The sequence below is a fragment of the Lacinutrix salivirga genome, from assembly GCF_053604675.1.
Window position 1 is genome coordinate 134,248 of the sequence record NZ_JBSHNP010000108.1, and the last position, 14,699, is coordinate 148,946.

Here is a 14,699-nt window from a genome sequence, read left to right on the forward strand (position 1 = left end):
TTACTTTTAATAGTTTTTAAAAAGGTTTTATATTTAAAGTCTCCCTTAAAAAACTAATCATAAGTAAATTTAACTATTTGTAACGAACAATCAACTGTAAAAAACCTACATGGCAAAGACTAAAAACACCTTTGAGCAAGACCTGTTTAAAGCCGCAGATAAATTACGTAAAAACATTGATGCAGCAGAGTATAAACACGTGGTACTCGGACTTATCTTTTTAAAATACATTTCAGAATCTTTTGATGAGTTGTACCAAAAATTGGTAGCAGATGAATATTCAGATGCAGAAGATAGAGACGAATACATTGCCGAAAACACTTTCTTTGTTCCTAAATTAGCACGATGGAGCCACATACACGCGCAAGCAAAGTTGCCTACCATTGGTCAATCAATTGACGAAGCCATGGAAGCAGTAGAAAAAGAAAACAAAGAATTAAAAAACGTTTTACCACAAGTATATGGTAAAGCCAATTTAGATAAAACCGCTTTAGGCGAACTCATCGACTTAATATCTAACACAGAACTACAAGCCGAAAACGAAAACTCTAAAGATCTTTTTGGACGTGTGTACGAATACTTTTTAGGTGAGTTTGCCAATGCAGAAGGTAAAAAAGGAGGACAATTTTACACACCAAAAGCCATTGTAAAGCTAATGGTAGAAATGATAGAACCTTATAAAGGGCGTATTTACGATCCTGCTTCGGGTTCTGGTGGTATGTTTATTATGAGTGAAAAATTTGTAACAGCACACTCTGGTAACATAAAAGACATTACAGTTTACGGTCAAGAAAGTAACCAAACTACATGGAAACTTTCTAGAATGAACCTTGCCATACGTAACATCAACTCCAAATTTGTAGCTTGGAACACAGAAGGGTCTTTTTTAAAAGATGCACACCCAGATTTAAAAGCAGATTTTGTAATTGCCAATCCACCATTTAACCAAAAAGAATGGGGAATTGATATTTTACAAGACGATGCACGTTGGCAATATGGCACACCACCCAATGGTAATGCCAATTTTGGGTGGATGCAACACATGTTATACCATTTATCACCACGTGGTGTTATGGCAACTGTTTTAGCCAATGGCTCTTTAAGTTCTAACACCTCTAGCGAAGGCGACATACGTAAAAACTTAGTAGAAGCTGGCTTGGTAGAGTGTATTGTAGCCTTGCCAAAACAGCTGTTTTACAACACAGGCATACCTGCTTGTATTTGGTATTTACGAAGAGGAAGAACCAAAACCAACGAAGTCTTATTTATTGATGCTTCAGAAATGGGTTATTTAAAAGACAGAGTACATCGTGATTTTTCAGATTCTGACGACGATAACAAAAAAGGAAACTTCCACGAAAATGACTTAGGCGATATCCAAAAAATAACAAAAACCTATCACGATTGGCGTGCTGTCATACAGAGCGACACGTCTGTCATTCAGAGCAACGCCTCTGTCATTCAGAGCGACACGTCTGTCATTCAGAGCGAAAGCGAAGAATCTCAATCCCAAAACGTCACATCGAGTGATTTGGGAGGAACGAGCAAATTGTATCGAGATGTAAAAGGCTACTGCAAATCTGCAACCCTAGAAGACATACGCAAACACAACCACGTACTCACACCAGGACGTTACGTTGGCATACCAGACGAAGAGGATGATGGTATACCATTCTCAGAAAAAATGGAAGCCTTAACTACAACCTTAAAAGCGCAAATGCAAGAAGAGGAAGTGTTAAACCAAGAGATTAAAACACAACTGGCTAATATTGGGTTTAAATTATGAGTAGTGTAGATGAAAAGTTACCTGATGGTTGGATTGAGACTAGTTTAGGAGAAGTTGTTGATATAACAATGGGACAATCTCCTAAAAGCGAATTTTATAATAAGGATGGAAACGGATTGCCCTTTTATCAAGGAGTAACTGAGTTTAATGACAAATATGTTAGTATAAAAACATATACATCAAAAGTCACTAAAGTTGTATCTGAAAACTCTATTCTATTTAGTGTTAGAGCTCCAGTTGGGAGAGTGAATTTTACAAAGCATAAATCTTGTATTGGTAGAGGTAATGCTGGTATGTATATGAAAAATGGTAATCAGGATTATTTATATTTTTTATTGAATCATATCAATAGAAGATTACAAGATTATTCTTCGGGTACTGTTTTTACCTCTATTAGTGGTAAAGAACTTAATATAATACCTGTTTTAATTCCTAATAAAGTAGCAGAACAAAAAGCCATCGCCAAAGTATTAACCGCTTTTGATGATAAAATAGAAAACCTACGTGCACAAAACCAAACTTTAGAGCAAACCGCACAAACTATTTTTAAGGAGTGGTTTGGTAAATACCAAATTGATGATGAATTGCCTGATGGTTGGCGTGTTGGGAAGTTGGGAGAAGTAACTAAAATTTGTGGTGGAACTACACCAAGCACTAAAAATCTCAATTTTTGGGATGGTGATATACATTGGACAAGTCCGAAAGATTTAAGTAATTCAAGAGGTATGTTTTTACTTTCAACAGAAAAAAAAATAACTAAAGAAGGTTTAAAAAAAATAAGTTCGGGTTTACTACCTAAAAAGACATTGCTTTTATCTTCAAGAGCACCTATTGGTTATTTAAGTTTTACAAATATTGAGTTAGCAATAAATCAAGGTTTTATTGCTCTTTTACCAAATCAATATTTATCTAATGAATATATGTATTTATGGTTATCTAAATTTATGAGGGTTGTTGAAAATGCAGGTAATGGTTCTACTTTTTTAGAGATAAGCAAAACTTCATTTAGGAATATAGATTGTATAATTCCTGAGGAGAAAGTATTAAATCGATTCAATAATTTTATCAATCCTACTTTTGATAAAATTTTAAGTAACTCAAAACAAATCCAAACTTTAACTAAAACTAGAGACAGTTTATTACCCAAGTTAATGCGTGGTGAGATTAGGGTTAATGGGTTTAAAAAGTAAAATTAATTGAGTAACACATGAGTCAAGAAAACAAACAACACGTTTATCAATTATACAATAACTTCATAAAGGATTGTTTATTAAATGATAATTCTATTTTAACCAATGAAGAAGATATTTTTAGTCTTTCAAACCTATTTAAAGTAAAAGAATATTTCCTTGATTCAGCAATAGAAGGAAATGAGAAAACCTATTGGGATAAAATAAAAACTCAATTTGAACTTGCTAATTATAAAGAGCGCTTATGTTTTGCACATTTAAATTGGTTATGGTATTTGCCTGCCAACGACATGAAGTTTGAAACCAAAAGAGATACACCTTATTGGATTTTAGCAGAGGAAGAAAATATAGCACGCTTTAATACTCATAAAAAAGAAAACTATTTTCCGTTACATGGTGTAGGTTCTGCTGGGCAGTACCACAAAACCAACAAACCAATGGAGATTAATTTTTTATTAATACTCTGTATTTTAATTAAAAAAGAAGTAAAAAAAGGAGAAGTAAAAAATGTTGATGATGTAAACAAATATATAATTGGCAATGCTAATAATGTGTTTGAAGAAAATACGTTTGAGATACCTGAAAAAGAATATAAGTTATTAGAAAACAGAGCTTTTGCAATGCAAAATTTAATCATGCATTTAGCAAAACCTGAGTATTATGAGCCTATTGCTTCTAAACAAGATAAAGCTTCTATAAAATCTAATTTTTATGCACTTATAAAAGATAATGATGAAGCAAAAAAAGAAGATATAACCATTGATGACGAAATATTTCTAATTAAAAAAGAGTTAGAAAAATCGGGTATAAGCAATAGCTTTTATGCGCCACAGTTATGGAGCATTTGGAACAAAGGCTTACATAATGTTTCAGAAGATATTATGACCTTGCAATTTAAAAAGGCATTAGTGTATTATGGTCCACCAGGAACAGGAAAAACACATTCAGCCAAAGCATTAGCAGAATCTTTTATTACCAACCATTTTTTACACAAAAAGGAAAACCTAAAAGTCTATTTTGATAATGGTTTAGAAAATATTGATGATAGAATACACAAGCTTCAATTTAACCCAAACACATCTTACGAAGATTTTATTGCAGGATATCAATTAAAAGCTTCAGCTAATGGTTCAGAAACCATTGCTGTAAAAGGCCAGTTGTTTGATATCATAGAAAAGGCAAATAATGAAACTAAAACTACAGATGAAAAAGGATTAGTTAAATTACCTCACGTTCTTATTTTAGATGAAATAAATCGGGTGGATTTATCTCGTGTTTTTGGTGAGTTGTTCTCTGCTATGGAATATAGAAATGAGCCTATTAAAACAGCAATAAAAGGTATAGAATTAAATATGCCTGATAATTTGTACATCATAGGTACAATGAACGAAATAGATTTTTCAGTAGAACGTATGGATTTTGCTTTACGCAGACGATTTGTTTGGAAATTTAAAGGCTATAACGATGCTGTTTTATTAGAAATGTTAGGTAGTTACTTTAACGATAAACATTTTGAAGTACTTAAAAACGATTTTGTAAATGCGTGTACAGCCTTAAATAATTACATAAGTAATGATATTGAAGAATTAGGCGAAGCCTACCAAATAGGTCATACTTTTTTTGCAGAGCTTTCTAAAATTTATAAAGAGCATTATAATTTAACAGGTAAAGGACGTTCAAAAAAGAAATTATTTAAGGAAGCAAAAGATATTTTATGGTCTATATCTATAGAACCAATGCTAGTTGCCTTTTTAGGTAACACAGATAAAGGAAGTGTAAAAGAATATACAAACAGAGCATACTCGATATTTTCTAATGGGAAATAATATTATTTATATAAAACCAGTTAAAGATTGCTCTCTTGTTGAAATAGAGGCAAATATGGCTGTGCATATAAATAGTTGTTTCACCAAAACAAATGTTTTTAGAATAAGTAATACTGTAAAAGAAGATGAGTTACCACTTTTAACTTACGATTATAAATCTAACAAATGGTTTACAGGTAGATATATTGGTAAGTTATATTTTAATTACAATAATCAAGATTACTGCTTTGAGGTAATACCACGTTTTGGTAATGCTACAGTAATGCATTTACTAGAAGAAATATTTAATATAAAATTAGCACAAAGCCATTCAAGCAGCAAGTTAGAAAGCAATGTGCAAAACGAACTTATTAAAAAACTAATAAGTTTTATTTGGGTAAAGCAATTAAGGAAAGCCAATGTGCACGGTTTGCCTAAAAACAAAATAAAAAAAGAATATAAAAGCCTAACTGTAAAAGGACGTTTTGATATAAGAAGAAGTGTTTTACCTCTTTACAACGAAAGTCAAATTGTTTCCAATCTTATAGAAAAGCAAGTAGACCCAATAATAATAGCTATACTTTACAAAGCATATAAAATACTGTGTAAAAATTATTTTTTAACTCAAAATATGCTAACAGATAGTGTGAAAGAAGTTATTAATTCGGCATCTGGTTTTAATAGTAATACTTTAACAGCTAACCAATACCGTAATATTAAGTATGGTTCTATGTATGCGAATTATAAGTATGTTGTAGATTTTTCTTGGCAAATCATTCAGCGTAAAAATAATAGTATTTCTCAAGAGCAATCTAAAGCATCAAATGATGCATTGTTTTTAGACATGGCAGAAATTTGGGAAAACTATTTAATGACTATTTTAAAGAAAAGGTATAGTATAGATGGGTGGAAAGTGTATTCTCAAAAATATAAAACTTACAAACAACAAGATTATGTTAGAGGCTTAATACCAGATATTATTATAGAAAAGAATAATAAGGTTGTAGTGCTAGATGCCAAGTATAAAAGAATGACAACAGATTATCGAGATTATGATAGATCAGACTTTTTTCAAATACACACCTATGGTTCATTTATGCAATCTCAAAATAAAAAAGTTGTAGGATTAGGACTTATATATCCATTAAAGGAAAGTTTTAGCCAACAGCAATTACAAGATAATTTTTCAGGAGCTTTATTTGGAGAATCATTTAATGAGTCTTGGTTTAAAGTAGATGGTATTCAATTAACAGAATCATTAGAAGAATTAATAGTGCAAAAAGAAGCCTTTTTGTCAAGGTTTCAAAAGGATTTATCATAGTATATTAAGATAACAAAGAAATGACTAAACTCTCAGAAGATAGCATAGAACAAGCATCCATAAACCAATTAGTTGGTCAAGGTTACACATATCATTATGGTCCAGCCATTGCACCTTATAGTGAAAACCCACAACGGGAAGGTTTTGAGTCTGTTTTGTTAGAACAACAATTAAAAAATGCATTACGTCATTTAAATCCAGACGTTCCAGAATCTGCAAGAGTAGAAGCCTATCAAAAAATTGTAAATCTTGGCACGCAAGACTTAATGGAAAACAACGAGCGTTTCCATACCTTGCTAACCAATGGTGTAACAGTTGAATACAACAAAGAAGGAAGAACCAAAGGGATTAATGTAAAATTGTTAGATGTTGTAAAACCAGAGAATAACCAGTTTTGGGTAGTGAATCAATTAGTAGTTAAAGAAAATAATAATGAGAAACGTTTTGATGTTGTTATTTATGTTAACGGTTTGCCATTAGTATTTGTAGAACTTAAAAATGCCACAGACGAGAATGCAACGGTTAGAAAAGCGTATCAACAAATACAAAATTATAAATCAGCAGTACCAAGCATCTTTTATTACAATAGTATTTGTGTAATTAGCGATGGTATAGAAGCAGGAACCTCTAGTGTTTCGGCTCCATTTTCAAGGTTCTTATCATGGAAAGCACCAAAAAAAATAGCCAACGACCCAAGAACAGAACTACAAATATTAACCGAATATATGCTTAACAAAAAAACGTTGGTAGAGTTAATTCGCTATTGTACGGTTTTTGAGCAAGAAGAAAAAAAGGATGAGAAGACTGGTTTAATTTTTCAAGTAAAAATTAAAAAAGTAGCAGCTTATCATCAATATTACGCAGTACAAAAAGCAGTAACACAAACCATAAGAGCAACAGACGCTAAAGAAGGAGACAGAAAAGTTGGTGTGGTTTGGCATACGCAAGGTTCTGGTAAATCATTATCTATGGTGTTTTATTCTGGTCAAATAGTCACGCATCCACAAATGGAAAACCCAACTATTGTGGTACTAACAGACAGAAACGATTTAGACGACCAATTGTTTGGTACGTTTGGGAATTGCAAAGAGTTATTAAGACAAACACCAGTTCAAGCTCAAAACAGAAATCACATAAAAGAATTATTAAATGTTTCTGGAGGAGGTGTTATTTTTACAACCATTCAAAAGTTTTCACCAGAAGAAGGTAATGTATTTGATACGTTGTCGGAAAGAACCAATATTATTGTGGTTGCAGACGAAGCACACAGAAGCCAGTATGGTTTTAAAGCACGTGTGGTAGACATAGACGATGGTTCGGAAATTAGATACGGAAACGCTAAGTATTTACGAGATGCGTTGCCAAAAGCGTCTTATATAGGTTTTACAGGAACACCAATTGAAAAGGAAGATAAATCTACTCCTGCAGTTTTTGGAGAGTACATTGATGTGTACGATATTAAACAAGCGGTTGATGATGGAGCAACAGTACCAATAAGCTACGAGTCGCGTTTAGTAAAAATTAAACTCAACGAAGAAGTTACCAAATCTATAGACAGCCAAATAGATGCAATAGAAGATGCAACCGAAGAGCAAATAGAAAAAGCAAAAACTAAAAGTGCAGCAATTGAGAAAATTGTTGGTAAAGAAGATAGACTAAGAGATATCGCAACAGATTTAGTGTCGCATTTTGAAGCAAGACAAAAAGTCTTTGAAGGCAAAGCAATGATAGTGAGTATGAGTCGTAAGATTTGTGCAAAACTCTATAACGAGATTATAGCATTACGTCCAGATTGGCATCATGAGGACTTAGACAAAGGTGCTATAAAAGTGATTATGACAAGCACAAGTGATGACGAAGCGATTTTGCAACCACATCACACTACAAAATCACAACGTAAACTATTAGCAGCACGTATAAAAGATCCTAACGATACTTTACAAATGGTAATTGTTAGAGATATGTGGCTTACAGGTTTTGATGCACCAAATTTGCATACTATGTATATTGATAAAAAAATGCAAGGTGCAAATTTAATGCAAGCTATTGCACGTGTAAATCGCGTATATAAAGATAAACCAGGAGGTTTAATTGTAGATTATATTGGTATAGGTCAAGACTTGCGTAACGCTATGGTTACGTATTTACAAAGTGGAGGAGAAGGCGCACCAATTGTTGATATTAAAGAAGCAATTGCTGGTATGTTAGAAAAGTTTGAAGTGGTAGAACAGATTTTTCATGGCTATGATTACAAATCTTATTTTAATGCAGAGACTAATAGTAAGCTTCAGATTTTATTAGGAGCACAAAATTTTGTGTTGCAAACAGAAGACTTAAAAAATAGATTTATAAAAGAAGTAACCATATTATCTAAGTTGTTTGCCATGTCTATTCCTAGTCCGCAAGCAGATAAAATTAAAGATGAGATAGCCTTTTTTCAAGCTGTAAAAGCAAGATTAAATAAGTTTACGGGAAATACGATTAAGTCCGATTACGAAGTAGAATCGGCAATTAAGCAAATTGTAGACGATGCTTTATCTAGTGAAGGCGTTATAGATGTTTTTGAAGCAGCAGGCATAAAAGAACCTTCTGTAGGTATTTTGTCTGACGAGTTTTTGTTGGAAGTTAAAAATATGCAACAAAAAAATGTGGCTTTTGAGTTACTTAAAAAGTTGTTGGCAGATGAGGTTCGTGTGCGAAAAACAAAGAACATAGCACAAGGGAAACGCTTTTCAGAAATGTTAGAGTCTGTTGTAAAAAGGTATCATAACAATCAAATAGATTCTGCGCAAGTATTAGCAGAGTTGTCAGAAATTGCAAAAGACATGCGATTAGAAGACAAAAAAAGTATCGATTTGGGTTTAACACCAGAAGAGTATGCATTTTATAGTGTGTTATCTCAAAATGAATCCACAAGTTTTTTAGATGATGATAAAATGAAAGACTTAATTCATACCATTGTTGAGGTTGTTAGAAACAATGCAACTGTAGATTGGAGTAAGCGTGACGATGTAAGAGCAAAATTAAGACTAACGGTTAAAAAGATTTTAATGCGTTATGGTTATCCACCAGATGTTGCAAAAATGGAAGCTGATAAGGTATTGGCGCAGAGTGAGAACTTGGCTGCTTTTTTTGCGAAGGAGTAATTTTAAGGTTAGAGGTTTTTTAAAAATGTTGTTTTTTCTTTTACACTAATTTCAAAAGGTTCTTTACAATGGTATAATTCTAAATTTCGATTATCTATATTTCTAATATAATTAGTATTTATTAAAGTGCTTTGGTTAATTTTTTTAAAACCAAAATCAGCAAGTTCAGTTTCTAAACTACTAATCGTTTTTCTTATAGACTCAAAAGATACTTCACTGTTTTTTCCATAAAAATGAACAAAATTACCTTCAGGTTTTTCCACTTTAACAGGCTTGCCATTTACTAGTTTATAACCAGTACTTATTAATGCAGAGCTAATAAAATAAATGTTTTCCGGATAGATACCTATATTTTTGTTTTTTAATATGGACAGCATAACCAAATCTCCTTTTTGGTATGTATTTTTACTGTTTACTTTTCCAATCACCTTATTTTTAAGGATGTCCTCAAACTCTTCAACCTCAAAAGGCTTGCTTAAAAAACCAGAAATATCCAAACTATTAATTACCTTTTTTTCATTATTGGTAGTCGACGTTAAGAATATTATTTTTTTATTCGCACCAATTTTTTGTGCTAGCTCAATGCCATTATAAATAGGCATTTCAAAATCTACAATTAGTAAATCGTAATCGTCTTCATTTATTTGTTCATGAGCCTTTTTAGAGCTATCGTAACTTGCTATATGTTTTAACTCGTAGTCTTTTGGAAGTGCGTCTATTTTTGCTTGTACTCTTTTTAAAATTTTAGGTTCGTCATCGACAAGTATATAGCGTATCATTTAATTTAGGCTTAAGGTTAGTTCGGACAAGTATTGATTGTTTGGTAATGTTTTGTGTTCTAATTTGCTATTTGGATAGTAAGCAGTTAGTAGTTGTTGTAAAGCATTAAGTCCAAAACTTGAGCTTTTCGTTATTTTATGTTCTTGCTCTAGCTGTTGTTCTGCACTGTTTACTAAACAATAGCTTAATTGCTTGTTTTTGTTTTCTTTTAGTACAATACTTATAAAAGAAGCTTCTTCGTTTAGGCTTCCATGTTTTAAAGCATTTTCAACAAACGGGAAAAATAAAGTGGGTTTTATTTCTATTTGGTTTCTTTGAGCTTTAGTTAGCATGTTTTTTAATTCAATTTTGGTGTTTGGCTTTAGGTATTTAATTAAATCCAAAAACATTTCTATGTGCGCTAATTCGACATCAATACTTGTTTTTTCTTTATGAAGTGCAGAGACGTTATAATCTAAAAGTTTAAAAATACTTTTTAAAGCTTTTAAAGATGGTAGCTTACTTTTTGCATTACTATTTTTATAAGGTATCCCAAAAAATGATTTGTAGCTGTCTTCGGCTTCTTCTAAATCTTCATAAATCTGAGTTATTACATTTTTTATAAAATGAGCACCAAGCCTAGTATTGTTAGCTTCTACAATTTTAAAACTAACATAGCGTTCATAAGCTTTTTTTTGATTGTTATTGGCTTCTTTTTGTTTTGCTATTACTTTGTCTTTTTCACTTAATGTTGAATAAAACTTCTGTTTGTAATCTTCGATCTCTTGTTGTAGTTGAAAGATTTCTGTGTGTTTATTAGAAAGCTTTTCTTCTAGTTTAGTGATTGTTTTTAATTTGTCATCATAGTTTGTAATAGCAATTTGTGTAGCCTCTAATTGATTTTTTAACTGTTTATTTTTTTTTCTAAAAGAACGCTTTTTGTAAAGGTTATACCAATTTCTAATTATAACCAATAGTAGTATGCAAATAAGTATAAATAGTGTCTGTGTTAGAAATTCGTTTTCTGTAACTAATTCAGCGTATTTTGAATATATATCCATTAATAATAGTATTGACTTTAGAGTTGTAAATCAGAAAAAAATATATGAATTTTTTCAACCCTCTTTTTAATATCACAAATAATTAGGTTGATATCCCAAATATAAGCGCTCTATCACAAATAAGGAAATTTAATCTCTTTCATAAATAAATTTGGAGCATAAATAATGAATATGAGAAGATAGTCTTCTTAATTCAAACCATTAATACAATTATAATTATGAGTAAATCAAAACCAATGACAAAAAAAGCAGCAGCAAGAATTAAAAGCGCTACTGCTAAAGCTTCAAAAACTGGAGGAGTAAAAAAAGGAAGTTTCGCTGCAAGAGCTGATAGAGCAGCTGCAAAAAATTCTAAGTAGTAAAAATTAACCAAATATCATCCTTATAATTTAAGGATGATATAAAATTAAAATCAAAAATTATGAACATATTAAATTACCAACAAAGTCCACATTTTAAAGAACGATTATTACGACGACAGATTGATCCTTTTTTAGTTTCATTATGTCTTATTAAAGGGAATATTAAAAAGATAAACAAAAACAAAGTTGCGTTTACATTGAATAAAGAAATCATATTACTAGTAATAGATCAAGGCTATTTGTTAGCTAGAGATTGTCTAGGTTTAAAAAGTCTAACTGTGATAACAAGAAAAAACATTTTAATTACTGTTTTTGCCAAGTTTGGTGATACAGGAATATATAATTAATAATACTTTTATGAAACCAAATAAAATAATCCCAAGCATAAATTTCCACTTATGGGAACCATGCAACATGCGTTGTAAATTTTGCTTTGCAACATTTCAAGATGTAAAACAAGCCATTTTACCAAAAGGACATTTACCAGAAAGCAAAGCTTTAGAAGTTGTTAAAAAAATTGCAGCTGCTGGATTTAAAAAAATAACATTTGCAGGAGGAGAACCTTTACTTTGTAAATGGTTGCCAAACCTTATTAAAACTGCAAAAGAGTTAGGAATGACTACCATGATTGTAACTAATGGTAGTAAGTTAACTGATTCCTTTTTAAAAGAAAACAAAAACTATTTAGACTGGATTGCAGTAAGTATTGATAGTCTAGAAAATGAAAATAATATTAAAATAGGTAGAGCAATTACTGGAAAAAGACCATTAAGTAAAGGCTATTATTATAACTTGATAGATAAAATTCATGAGCATAATTATGGCTTGAAAATAAATACAGTAGTTAACAAAGTAAATTACAAAGACAACCTAATTGAGTTAATTGAATACGCAAAACCAAAACGTTGGAAAGTACTTCAAGTTTTGCCTATTGTAGGTCAAAATGATATTAAGATTGATGACTTTAAAATTACAGATGAAGAGTTTAATCAATTTTTAAATACACATAGTACTATTAAAACCATTGTTCCAGAACCTAATAATGCAATTAAAGGAAGTTATGTAATGGTAGATCCTGCAGGACGTTTTTTTGATAATGCACAAGGAAAACATAATTATAGTAAACCAATTTTAGAAGTGGGAATAATGGAAGCTTTAAAAACAATGCAATATGATATAGATAAATTTCTAACTAGAGGTGGTATTTATGAATGGAATAATATTTAAATATTGGAAAACATGAAAGCATTGATTCTTACAATACTATTTTAATGATAGTTAAACCGATCTCAAATAGTACCAACAGCAAGATAAACGCTCAAATCCTTTTTTCGTTTTTTGGCAAAGATTTTTGTTTTACGTATTGCAGCACTTTGTTTTCTATGTTTGGAAGTAATATATTTATTTAAGTAGTATTAATAAACTTATAACTAATCACTTCCCAATCCTATCATAAGCACGAATTAACAGCACAGCCCAAACCACAACGCAAATAGCCACAAACACCGAAAACCAGAGTACAATATTATTAGCGTCCATTGTAAATTTGTTTTATAAAAATTACAATTCCAAGAAGTGTTGGTGCCCAAAGGCCAATAAAAATAGCATGAAGCTCATCTCCTCTTAAAAACAAATATTCGGCAACTATAATAATAAGTGCGCAAAGTGTAAGTACAAATACATTTAAAGCGCCAATTTTTTTAAGCATAGTAATAATTGTGTGGTGTTAGTGTACTAATTTAATAAAAAATTATGGTTTAACGCTTTTATTGGCAAATAAGGAGCCTTAACTTTGTAAAAAAGAACGACAGCCATGTCTAAAGCAAAAAAGCCAGATCAAATTGTATTTAATGAACACTCGCAACGTTACGATGCGGCTTTAAAACCCTATGCCACAAATGTTGGTGCTCCTGCAATTAAAGTAACCGATAATTCTACTTGGAAAAACAGAAACATCAATAAAGCCAATAAGCAAATCCAAGCAAAATATTTAGAGCTTAAAGCAGCGTACGAAAAAATGGTTGAGGAGTTAGAATACAATACATTGGTATATAATGCACGTTACTCGTTTGAGCCTATTGTTGGCGAGACGTATCATCTGTATCGCGATAAAAACGAAAAGGCGTTTTTGTCTATTATTCCGCCTTCCGATTGTAATTTTGATTGTATTGGTAGTTTTTTACTAAATAGCGAATACATCTGGAAAAAGGTAGAGGAGTAAGTTTTCTATTTTTCTTTTTAAAACAGCGAAGTATTTTAGAGTCCTGTGTTTCTGTAGTCGCAATTCCATTTGTTTTTTGTGTAACTTAGTGCATAAACCTTCTGTTATTATGAAACATGTGCTACTTATTTTTATAGTTTTAATTGGCTTCTCGATACAATTTGTTCGTACACTCACAAATCACTCGAAGTGACGTTGTGGATGTTGTACGTTTTCTAAGTTATACGCTTTGAGTAAGCACATCACGTCAGTTCGAGTGGTTCGACCTTGGGAGAAGTGTATCGAGAACAGGTATGAGTATGCATTGTTTGAGTTTTAAAGCTTCTCGATACACTGCTTCATGCCTCAGCAGCACTCCAAGTGACGTTGTGGATGTTGTACGTTTTCTAAGTTATACGCTTTGAGTAAGCACATCACGTCAGTTCGAGTGGTTCGACTTTAGGAGAACTGTATCGAGAACAGGTATGAGTATGCATTGTTTGAGTTTTAATTGGCTTCTCGATACACTGCTTCATGCCTCAGCAGCACTCGAAGTGACGTTGTGGATGTTGTACGTTTTCTAAGTTATACGCTTTGAGTAAGCACATCACGTCAGTTCGAGTGGTTCGACCTTGGGAGAACTGTATCGAGAACAGACACAAGTAAGTACTGTAGTTATAGTTTTAATTGGCTTCTCGATACACTGCTTCGTGCCTCAGCAGCACTTGAAGTGACGTTGTGGATGTTGTACGTTTTCTAAGTTATACGCTTTGAGTAAACACATCACGTCAGTTCGAGTGGTTCGACTTTAGGAGAAGTGTATCGAGAACAGGTATGAGTATGCATTGTTTGAGTTTTAAAGCTTCTCGATACACTGCTTCGTGCCTCAGCAGCACTCGAAGTGACGTTGTGGAAGTAGTGTGATTTGCTACGTTATACGCTTTGAGTAAGCACATCACGTCAGTTCGAGTGGTTCGACCTTGGGAGAAGTGTATCGAGAACAGTCACAAGTAAGCACTGTAGTTATAGTTTTAATTGGCTTCTCGATACACTGCTTCATGCCTCAGCA

Annotated in this window: 12 protein-coding genes; 9 read left to right on the forward strand and 3 right to left on the reverse strand. The window is 32.0% G+C overall.

Annotated elements, in window-relative coordinates; translation table 11 throughout:
* Positions 1 to 109: 109 nt before the first annotated feature.
* From ACVC5O_RS09700 to ACVC5O_RS09720, 5 genes are read left to right on the forward strand one after another with little or no spacing between them, the layout of a single operon-like run.
* Entirely contained in the window at positions 110 to 1,786 is a 1,677-nt protein-coding gene (locus ACVC5O_RS09700; RefSeq protein ID WP_452221281.1) for an N-6 DNA methylase, read from the forward strand.
* The gene (locus ACVC5O_RS09705) at positions 1,783 to 2,976 is read left to right on the forward strand and encodes a restriction endonuclease subunit S (protein WP_452221282.1); all 1,194 of its coding nucleotides are present in this window, start codon (positions 1,783 to 1,785) and stop codon (positions 2,974 to 2,976) included. The genes ACVC5O_RS09700 and ACVC5O_RS09705 overlap by 4 nt, the downstream gene beginning before the upstream one ends.
* 17 nt (positions 2,977 to 2,993) lie before the next feature.
* Entirely contained in the window at positions 2,994 to 4,802 is a 1,809-nt protein-coding gene (locus ACVC5O_RS09710) for an McrB family protein (RefSeq protein WP_452221283.1), read from the forward strand.
* Positions 4,792 to 6,102, forward strand: a complete 1,311-nt coding sequence (locus ACVC5O_RS09715; protein ID WP_452221284.1) for a 5-methylcytosine restriction system specificity protein McrC — start codon at positions 4,792 to 4,794, stop codon at positions 6,100 to 6,102. The genes ACVC5O_RS09710 and ACVC5O_RS09715 overlap by 11 nt, the downstream gene beginning before the upstream one ends.
* A gap of 20 nt (positions 6,103 to 6,122) precedes the next feature.
* The gene (locus tag ACVC5O_RS09720) at positions 6,123 to 9,248 is read left to right on the forward strand and encodes a type I restriction endonuclease subunit R (protein WP_452221285.1); all 3,126 of its coding nucleotides are present in this window, start codon (positions 6,123 to 6,125) and stop codon (positions 9,246 to 9,248) included.
* An 8-nt stretch (positions 9,249 to 9,256) separates the two neighbouring features.
* Here the strand turns inward: ACVC5O_RS09720 and ACVC5O_RS09725 are convergent, their stop codons facing one another.
* The gene (locus ACVC5O_RS09725; RefSeq protein WP_452221286.1) at positions 9,257 to 10,027 is read right to left on the reverse strand and encodes a LytR/AlgR family response regulator transcription factor; all 771 of its coding nucleotides are present in this window, start codon (positions 10,025 to 10,027) and stop codon (positions 9,257 to 9,259) included.
* Positions 10,028 to 11,068 carry a hypothetical protein gene (locus tag ACVC5O_RS09730; protein WP_452221287.1) on the reverse strand — a complete coding sequence of 347 codons (1,041 nt, stop codon included), beginning with the start codon at positions 11,066 to 11,068 and terminating at the stop codon, positions 10,028 to 10,030.
* A gap of 218 nt (positions 11,069 to 11,286) precedes the next feature.
* Between ACVC5O_RS09730 and ACVC5O_RS09735 the strand changes: the two genes are divergently transcribed.
* The 3 genes from ACVC5O_RS09735 (at position 11,287) to ACVC5O_RS09745 (ending at position 12,657) form a co-directional block, all read left to right on the forward strand.
* The gene (locus ACVC5O_RS09735; RefSeq protein ID WP_452221288.1) at positions 11,287 to 11,427 is read left to right on the forward strand and encodes a hypothetical protein; all 141 of its coding nucleotides are present in this window, start codon (positions 11,287 to 11,289) and stop codon (positions 11,425 to 11,427) included.
* A 62-nt stretch (positions 11,428 to 11,489) separates the two neighbouring features.
* A complete protein-coding gene (locus tag ACVC5O_RS09740; RefSeq protein ID WP_452221289.1) occupies positions 11,490 to 11,777 on the forward strand; it encodes a hypothetical protein in 288 nt (95 codons plus the stop codon).
* Positions 11,778 to 11,787: 10 nt separating this feature from the next.
* Positions 11,788 to 12,657, forward strand: a complete 870-nt coding sequence (locus ACVC5O_RS09745; RefSeq protein WP_452221290.1) for a viperin family antiviral radical SAM protein — start codon at positions 11,788 to 11,790, stop codon at positions 12,655 to 12,657.
* 301 nt (positions 12,658 to 12,958) lie between these two features.
* On the opposite strand, the gene ACVC5O_RS09750 is transcribed toward ACVC5O_RS09745, so the two are convergent.
* The gene (locus ACVC5O_RS09750) at positions 12,959 to 13,138 is read right to left on the reverse strand and encodes a hypothetical protein (RefSeq protein ID WP_452221291.1); all 180 of its coding nucleotides are present in this window, start codon (positions 13,136 to 13,138) and stop codon (positions 12,959 to 12,961) included.
* Between the two features lie 105 nt (positions 13,139 to 13,243).
* Between ACVC5O_RS09750 and ACVC5O_RS09755 the strand changes: the two genes are divergently transcribed.
* Complete coding sequence (locus tag ACVC5O_RS09755; protein ID WP_452221292.1) at positions 13,244 to 13,651, forward strand: DUF2452 domain-containing protein; 408 nt, start codon at positions 13,244 to 13,246, stop codon at positions 13,649 to 13,651.
* Positions 13,652 to 14,699: the final 1,048 nt, after the last annotated feature.

Bases quoted from the DNA above. Each gene is read 5' to 3' on its own strand.
- ACVC5O_RS09700 (WP_452221281.1), top strand. From the start codon at position 110: ATGGCAAAGACTAAAAACACCTTTGAGCAAGACCTGTTTAAAGCCGCA.
- ACVC5O_RS09705 (WP_452221282.1), top strand. From the start codon at position 1,783: ATGAGTAGTGTAGATGAAAAGTTACCTGATGGTTGGATTGAGACTAGT.
- ACVC5O_RS09710 (WP_452221283.1), top strand. From the start codon at position 2,994: ATGAGTCAAGAAAACAAACAACACGTTTATCAATTATACAATAACTTC.
- ACVC5O_RS09715 (WP_452221284.1), top strand. From the start codon at position 4,792: ATGGGAAATAATATTATTTATATAAAACCAGTTAAAGATTGCTCTCTT.
- ACVC5O_RS09720 (WP_452221285.1), top strand. From the start codon at position 6,123: ATGACTAAACTCTCAGAAGATAGCATAGAACAAGCATCCATAAACCAA.
- ACVC5O_RS09725 (WP_452221286.1), bottom strand. From the start codon at position 10,027: ATGATACGCTATATACTTGTCGATGACGAACCTAAAATTTTAAAAAGA.
- ACVC5O_RS09730 (WP_452221287.1), bottom strand. From the start codon at position 11,068: ATGGATATATATTCAAAATACGCTGAATTAGTTACAGAAAACGAATTT.
- ACVC5O_RS09735 (WP_452221288.1), top strand. From the start codon at position 11,287: ATGAGTAAATCAAAACCAATGACAAAAAAAGCAGCAGCAAGAATTAAA.
- ACVC5O_RS09740 (WP_452221289.1), top strand. From the start codon at position 11,490: ATGAACATATTAAATTACCAACAAAGTCCACATTTTAAAGAACGATTA.
- ACVC5O_RS09745 (WP_452221290.1), top strand. From the start codon at position 11,788: ATGAAACCAAATAAAATAATCCCAAGCATAAATTTCCACTTATGGGAA.
- ACVC5O_RS09750 (WP_452221291.1), bottom strand. From the start codon at position 13,138: ATGCTTAAAAAAATTGGCGCTTTAAATGTATTTGTACTTACACTTTGC.
- ACVC5O_RS09755 (WP_452221292.1), top strand. From the start codon at position 13,244: ATGTCTAAAGCAAAAAAGCCAGATCAAATTGTATTTAATGAACACTCG.